Source organism: Sphingomonas sp. IW22, from assembly GCF_041321155.1.
GTDB lineage: Bacteria > Pseudomonadota > Alphaproteobacteria > Sphingomonadales > Sphingomonadaceae > Sphingomonas.
The window spans coordinates 1-1,084 of sequence record NZ_JBGGWB010000017.1; the positions used below are offsets into that span (position 1 = coordinate 1).

At 37.0% G+C, this 1,084-nt stretch carries 1 protein-coding gene; it reads left to right on the top strand.

Annotated features, from left to right (window positions below):
• A partial coding sequence (locus ACAX61_RS19440) for a transposase (protein ID WP_370716191.1) occupies positions 1-927 on the top strand: 927 nt, incomplete at its 5' end.
• Positions 928-1,084: the final 157 nt, after the last annotated feature.

Genomic DNA, 1,084 nt, shown 5'->3' on the forward strand with positions numbered 1-1,084 from the left:
CCGCAATCTACCGTCAACCGAATAATTAAGCGTTACAATGAAACTGGAAATTTTATTAACACTAACAGAAAAGGTAAATGTGGAAGAAAGCGACTATCAAACAAGTATGATGACCGACTAATTCTCAGAGCAAGTATGAAAAACCCTCGACTAACTGCTGTTGATATAAAGAAGGAAGTGAGTTCACATTTATCAGTCCATACTATCCGAAGAAGGCTCAATGATGGAGGAAGATTTGCTGTAAAGCCAATTGTAAAGCCAATGCTAACATCCATCAACAAGAAAAAGCGTTTACAATGGGCAAAGCAACACAGGCAATGGACAGCCCAGCAATGGAGAAAGGTTATATTCTCGGATGAGTCCTCTTTTGAAATTCAATTGGCTCATCCACGTTTCGTAAGATGTGGCTCAGAGCCATTGTCAGCTTTACACATGGTGCAGCGTGTCAAACAACCTATGAAAGTTATGATCTGGGGATGCATGAGTTACCATGGATTTGGCAGAATTCATGTGGTAGACGGTTCGATGAATACACATAAGTATATAGATGTCTTGAATACTTGTTTGATACCTCAAGCGGATCAATGGTATAATGAAGAATGGATATTTCAGCAGGATAATGCTACATGTCACACCTCCAAACTGTCAAAGATGTTTATGCATAATAAGGGCATCGATATTTTGCCATGGCCGCCCTGTTCTCCGGATATGAACCCAATTGAAACTCTTTGGGCAGTGATTAAGGATAAGCTACGAAAACTGACAATTACAAATAAAAATGAGCTTATTAATAAGATACTTGGCATCTGCCATAGAGATAATGAAGTGAATGCTAAATTAAGAGAGACATGCGTAAAGCTGGTAGATGGCATGCCCCGTCGCATCGATGCTCTTATCAAAGGAAATGGAGGCCACACAAAGTTTTGATATGTAAAAAACTTTTTGAAATTCATGAATTATCTGTTAATTACATTTGTTTCGTTTTATAATACATAGAAATATTTTTTGTATTCATTGACTTTTAATTTAAACCAAAAGTAAAATATATATAATGTGACCCAATTAATATGCTCCCTACTGTACA